General features: G+C 71.7%; 4 protein-coding genes and 3 tRNA genes. 2 read left to right on the top strand and 5 right to left on the bottom strand.

Features of this window, described 5'->3' with window-relative positions:
* Positions 1 to 181 precede the first annotated feature (181 nt).
* The gene (locus tag D6718_01660; GenBank protein ID RMG48503.1) at positions 182 to 1045 is read left to right on the top strand and encodes a hypothetical protein; all 864 of its coding nucleotides are present in this window, start codon (positions 182 to 184) and stop codon (positions 1043 to 1045) included.
* Between the two features lie 29 nt (positions 1046 to 1074).
* Here the strand turns inward: D6718_01660 and D6718_01655 are convergent.
* The 5 genes from D6718_01655 to D6718_01635 all read right to left on the bottom strand — a co-directional run bounded on the left by D6718_01655 (position 1075) and on the right by D6718_01635 (position 4281).
* A tRNA-Gln gene (locus tag D6718_01655) sits at positions 1075 to 1148 on the bottom strand.
* Between the two features lie 70 nt (positions 1149 to 1218).
* Positions 1219 to 1292, bottom strand: a tRNA-Gln gene (locus D6718_01650).
* A gap of 44 nt (positions 1293 to 1336) precedes the next feature.
* The gene (locus tag D6718_01645; protein ID RMG48502.1) at positions 1337 to 2791 is read right to left on the bottom strand and encodes a glutamate--tRNA ligase; all 1455 of its coding nucleotides are present in this window, start codon (positions 2789 to 2791) and stop codon (positions 1337 to 1339) included.
* On the bottom strand, positions 2788 to 3831 hold the full coding sequence (locus D6718_01640; GenBank protein ID RMG48501.1) for a hypothetical protein: 1044 nt from the start codon (positions 3829 to 3831) through the stop codon (positions 2788 to 2790). The genes D6718_01645 and D6718_01640 overlap by 4 nt, the downstream gene beginning before the upstream one ends.
* 162 nt (positions 3832 to 3993) lie before the next feature.
* Positions 3994 to 4281 (bottom strand): hypothetical protein, encoded by a 288-nt coding sequence (locus D6718_01635; GenBank protein RMG48500.1) that lies wholly within the window; start codon positions 4279 to 4281, stop codon positions 3994 to 3996.
* A gap of 144 nt (positions 4282 to 4425) precedes the next feature.
* On the opposite strand from D6718_01635, the gene D6718_01630 reads away from it, so the two are divergent.
* Positions 4426 to 4501, top strand: a tRNA-Ala gene (locus tag D6718_01630).
* Positions 4502 to 5652: the final 1151 nt, after the last annotated feature.

Below are 5652 nucleotides of genomic sequence, written 5' to 3'. Positions count from 1 at the left end.
GGTCCGGGGCGCGCACCGGACCCCCGTCCTGAGCGCCCGCCGGGCGCCGCAGCCCGGGAGGCTCCCGCGCACCTCGCGGCGCTCGGCCGCGCCGCCGCTTCCGCAAGGGCGGGCATCGGCGTATGATTCCGGGCAGGTGCGAGCCCGGGGAGTCCGCCGCCGCGGGCACCCGGAGGTCACGATGCGATGTCTTCGCGTGCCGATCGCCGCCGCCGCAGCGGCGGCAGGGCTGGGGTGCGCCGTTTCGAACTACCCGGTGATCAGGGACGCTGCCGGACCCTGGGACGACCAGGTCACCGACTCGTTCTACGACAAGGCTTACATCGTTCCGACCGCCCAGGTCGCCACTCTCTGGTCGGATGGTTCGGAGGAAACGTTCACGGAGGTCAGCCAGGATTGGATGGGTGACCAGCGGCTCGAGACCTACGTGAACTTCGATCCGACGGCGAGCGTCATCTTCCTCGACCAGACCTATTGCGATCCGGCCCGGAAGGTCAACTGCGCGGTCTGGTCGTCGTGGAACCCCGACCTGCCCGACCGCTATCCGATCTCGCCGACCGGGCAGAGCGGCGATCCCAGCCCTCACGACGACCCGTTCGACGGCGTCGCCGACGTGAACTGCCCCGGCTACCGGTCGTTCTGCGTCCTTCTCTCGATGGAGTCGCGCATCGGGGAGTGCGGCAGCGGCTTCTGGTCCGACAAGCAGTCGCTGTTCGACGAGCTCGCGCGGCTGACGCGCTCGAGCTGGCGCGGGCGGCAGGTCTATCGGCTGATCCTGGAGGACTCCAACCTCTCCATCGAGCTGCGGGGGGTCGACGGTACGGTGAGCCGGATGCCGATCGCCGGCGTGTACAAGGGCTACATCGACGAGAACCTGCGGGTCGTGTTCGAGGTGACGCCGAACACGAAGTACCAGGTGCAGTGGCTCGAGCGCTGGACGGATCTGCACGGCGCCGACGCCGTGGCGACGGTGACCTACGGGTCGCTCTCGGCCGACTGGCAGGTCCGGTTCCTTCCGCTCCAGAAGGTGCTCGACCGGTTCTGACCGGCAGCGCCCGGCGGGACGTCTCGGGCTGGCTGGGGAGCAGGGATTCGAACCCCGATAACCAGATCCAAAGTCTGGTGTCCTACCATTGGACGACTCCCCAGCGACGGGCCGGCGCGCGGACACGGGCCGGCGCGCCGGGGATCTCAGCTCTCGGAGGCCGTGCCGGAGACTGGCTGGGGAGCAGGGATTCGAACCCCGATTCTGCGGTCCAGAGCCGCATGTCCTGCCATTGGACGACTCCCCAGCGGAGTGCGCGAGGCGAAAGGGTAAAGACGGCCGCCAGCGCCGTCAAGTCCGCGCAGGCCCGGATGCCGCTGCCCCCGGGCCCCGCTCCCGGGCCCACCGCTCGAGGCGGGCCAGGCGGCGCAGGACCCGGTCGCGTCCCACCGCCGCCAGCACGTCGAAGATGCCCGGGCTGACCCCCACCCCCAGCACCGCCACCCGCGCGGGATGGATCAACTTGGCGGCCGAGACGCCCTGCCGCTCGGCCTCGGTCCGGAGAGCGGCCTCCAGAGCCTCCGGCGTCCACTCGGTCGACGCTTCCAGCGCCGCGCGCAGCCCCGCGACGCGGTCCGCGAGATCGTCTCCCTTCAGGTGCTTCTTCACCGCCGCCGGGTCGTAGTCCACCTCGTCTTCGAGGTAGCGCCGGACCGCATCGGCCAGGTCCGGGATCGTCCGGGGCCGCGCCTTCGCCAGCTCGACGACGCGGAGCAGATCCGCGCGCGACCATCCCTCCGGCACCCGCAGCCGCGGCGCGAGCAGCTCGAGCAGGCGTTCCGGCGCCGCGCGCGCGATGTACTGGCCGTTCATCCACAGCAGCTTTTCCCGGTCGAAAACCGCCCCGGAGCGGCCCACCGCGTCGAGCGAGAAGGCCTGGATCATCTCCTCCAGGCTCATCAGCTCGCGGTCGCCTCCGGGGGACCATCCGAGGAGGGCGAGGAAGTTGACCATCGCCTCGGGGAGGATGCCCTCGTCCCGGTAGGCGAGCACCGAGGTGGCCGCGTGCCGCTTGCTGAGCCGCTTCCGGTCGGGGCCGAGGATCAGGGGAAGGTGGCCGAAGCGGGGGAGGGGGAAGCCGAGCGCCTGGTAGAGCAGGATCTGCTTGGGCGTGTTCGCCACGTGGTCGTCGCCGCGGATCACGTCGGTGATGCGCATCGCGGCGTCGTCCGAGACGACGGAGAGGTTGTAGGTCGGCGACCCGTCGCTCCGGAGCAGCACGAAGTCCTCGATCTCGGCGTGGTCGACGCGGACCTCGCCGTGGACGAGATCGGTGTAGCGCGTCTCGCCCGGAGGAACGCGGAACCGGATGCAATGCGGTTCCCCCGCTTCCGCCCGGCGAGCCGACTCTGCTGGATCGAGCGCGGCGCAGGCGCGGTCGTACATGAAGGCCTCCCGCCCGCCTCCGGCCGCGCGCCGGCGCGACGCGATCTCCTCCTCCGAGCAGAAGCAGCGGTAGGCATGGCCGGAGTCGAGCAGGCGCCGCGCGTCGGCCCGGTGCCGCTCGACGCCCGCGGACTGGAAGAAGGGCCCTTCGTCCCAGGACAGACCCAGCCACCGGAGCGCCTCGAGGATCGCCTCGACATGCTCCTCCGACGAGCGCTCGCGGTCGGTGTCCTCGATCCGCAGGACGAAGGTCCCGCTCCGGCGCCGGGCGAGCAGGTAGTTGAACAGCGCCGTTCGGGCGCCTCCCACGTGCAGTTCGCCGGTCGGGCTCGGGGCGAAGCGCACCCGCATTCCGCTCATGATCCCTCCTCGCTCTGATTGCCGGTGCCGCCCCGCTCGCGGGGGCGGGGATCCGCGGCCCCTCGTCCCGCCTCCTCTTTCCCCTCCGGCGGGGATGGTTCGAGAGGCAGCGACGGGTAGCGCCGCCACCGCGGCACGCCGCCCGGGAAGAGAGCCACCCTTTCGATTCCGGCGACGCGATGCAGGAGGAACCAGCCGGCGGCACCCTCCCGCGCGTCCGATCCGAGCACGATCAGCCGGTCCGGGATCGACAGGCCCGATCGTTCGATCGCGCGCCGCAGTCGTGCCTCGAGAACCGTTCCCGCGGGATCGACGACGTGGTCCAGCGGTAGCCGGAACGCGCCGGGAATCCTGTCGGGCGGCCGGCCCGGGCGCACGTCGACGAGGCCGGTCGGCGCGCCCGCCGTCGCTTCCCGCAAGTCGTCCAACGAGGCCAGGTGGGAGGTCGCCGGCTCGCCCGCGTGCCCCGCGTGCGGCGGCGGATCCGGTTCGCCCTCGACGAGCTTTCCGCCGGCCGCCTCCCAGGCGGCGAGGCCGCCGGAAAGGAGGTGGCAACGGGCACCCAAGGTCAGGGCCGCAAGCCAGCAGCCGTACGCCGCCCTTTCGAAGCCTTCCCTGGTGGCGTCGTCGACCATGACCACGGGACTGCCCGGCGCCAACCCCGCCGCCGCCAGCGCCGCCGCGATCCCGGCGATCCTCTTCGATTCTTCCGGACCGGAGGGCGCGGGCTCGAGCGGCTCGAGCGGAAGCGGCACGGCACCCGCCGGGTGGCCGGCGAGGAAGGCCCCGCGTGGCCGCGTGTCGGCGAGCGTGACGGCCGGAAAATCTCCCGCGGCGAGACGTTCCGCGGGGACCAGCGGCGGCAGCGGTGCGGGAGGCTCCGGCGGCGGCTCGGAGCAAGAGGCGAGAAGAGCCGCGCCGGCGGCAGCGATCGCGATCCCTCCCGCGGACCGGAGATCTCCGATCAAGCCGACATCCTCCGCCGGCCACCGGCTGTCTCGTCGCGAGGTGCACCCCCGATGGTGCGACACGCTGCGCAACTCGCTGTCCGATGGAAACCACGGCCCGAGCTGGCGGGCATCGAATCCTCCGAGGCCGCAAGCTCCGAGCGCTCAGCGGGTTGGATGAGACAACGCACCATCGGGGATGCACCTCCTTGTCGCGCCTCGCGATCCGGGCGCCGTAGCCCCGGCCCGGATTATTCATGAAACCTCGAAGCGATACACCGCAGGTGGCGTCGGATCGCCCGCGCGCAGGTCCGAGAGCGCGGGCTGCCCTTGGTAGGAAAGCGCTTCGAAGGGAGACCGGACGCGCCGCGCGGAGCGCGGCCGACGGATCGCCGGGCCGTCCGGTGGGCCGTTCGGCCGCGAGAAGGCCGGCCCCGTGCCCGAGGGGCCGAAGGCACCGGCCAGCGAGCCGGGGCGGCGCCCTTTTGGAAAGGTTTCACGAGGAAGCCCGGCCAGGGTGAAGCGTTCCGGCAGGAATTCCATCCCGCTTCGACCGGCGTCGGCGCGCGCTCCGTTGACACCCCCCGGCCGCGGGGCTAGCATCCCCGCGCCCGGACTCCGAGGCCCGGGTGCGGCGCTGCCGCGCGGCCGATCCCGGCCGGCACCGCGCCGCCGCCGTCCACGATTGGGGCCGTAGCTCAGCTGGGAGAGCGCGTGACTGGCAGTCACGAGGTCAGGGGTTCGATCCCCCTCGGCTCCACCAACTCGGGCCGCTCGAGTGTCAGCAGGCCGCGACCGGGACATGGTCGCGCGATGGCCGGCAGGGCGAACGCCGGGCGGGGCTCCTAGCGCATTTTCAGCTCGATCGGCGCGCCCCCGGCGTGGGGCCACTGCGGGGCGCGGTTGCCGGGCCATCGACTCGGCGAGACCGGGCGCTTCGTTCGTTCGCCCGAACCCGTCGCTCCCGCCTCCGCGACGCCCGCGTTTCGGATGGCGATCTCGAGACGTCTCGGGACGACAACCCTCCCGAATCCGATGTGTCGCCTCCATTGGCGCGAAACACCCCACGACCCGACGAAAGATCGGCCGTTCGCCACGATCCCGGCGAATCCGGCGGTTCGAGGGCGCAACCTCCGAGAGCTCCGTGACTGGGATGCGAAAACGCACCATCGGGGACGCACCGGAGATTCCCCGCGTCGATCCCGAGCCCTCCCGCGACGACAGCCGATCCGGATCCGAGGGAAGGCGCGCCCTGGGGGGCGATCCCGCTTCCAAATCCGTCGTAAAGGGGGGCTCCCGGAGATCCGGCCGCCCGGAGTCGGCCGGCGTCGGCAAGCTTGCGAGCTGTCAAGGGTTCGTTTTTGCGCCCTCGGGGATGCGTGTCCGATCCGCTGCCGGGTGCGTCCCCAGCCGGGTGCCTCCCCAACGGTGGGAGCCCGGCCGGTCCACCTCGAAACGCAGGGGATTCCGGCGGGGGCCCGGACCGGCACCGTTCCGCACCCGCAACGGCCGGGCCGCAACGAGTCCGGCAGGGAAACGCACCGTTGACGATGCCTCGCCGATCCGGGGAGCGCTTGCGGGACTCACGCGGCTCCCGCCACAGGGCCGCCACGACGCCCCCGGCACCGACTCGGCGGCTCGGCCTGCGGGTGGTGCGGCAGGACGGCGGTGAACGACCCGGACGCACGAGGGACGCGTGGAACCCGAAACGCCCTCTTTGATAAAGTCCCTGCAGGAGTCGTTGGAGGAGGGCGTCCAATGAATCGTCTTGCTGCGAGTTTCGTCGTCGTCGTGCTGTCCGCTACCGCGTACTTGGCCGTCGCGGCCGAGAACGTCACCTACACCGCTTGCCTCGATACCGAGCGCGGCATGCTGTACTACGTCGACGAGGGTCCGACGCCGATGATGCCCTGC

The sequence above is a fragment of the Acidobacteriota bacterium genome (assembly GCA_003696075.1).
In the GTDB taxonomy this organism is placed as follows: domain Bacteria; phylum Acidobacteriota; class Polarisedimenticolia; order J045; family J045; genus J045.
The sequence above is the reverse complement of the archived record's forward strand: the minus strand, read 5'-3'. Positions and strand labels throughout refer to the sequence as shown.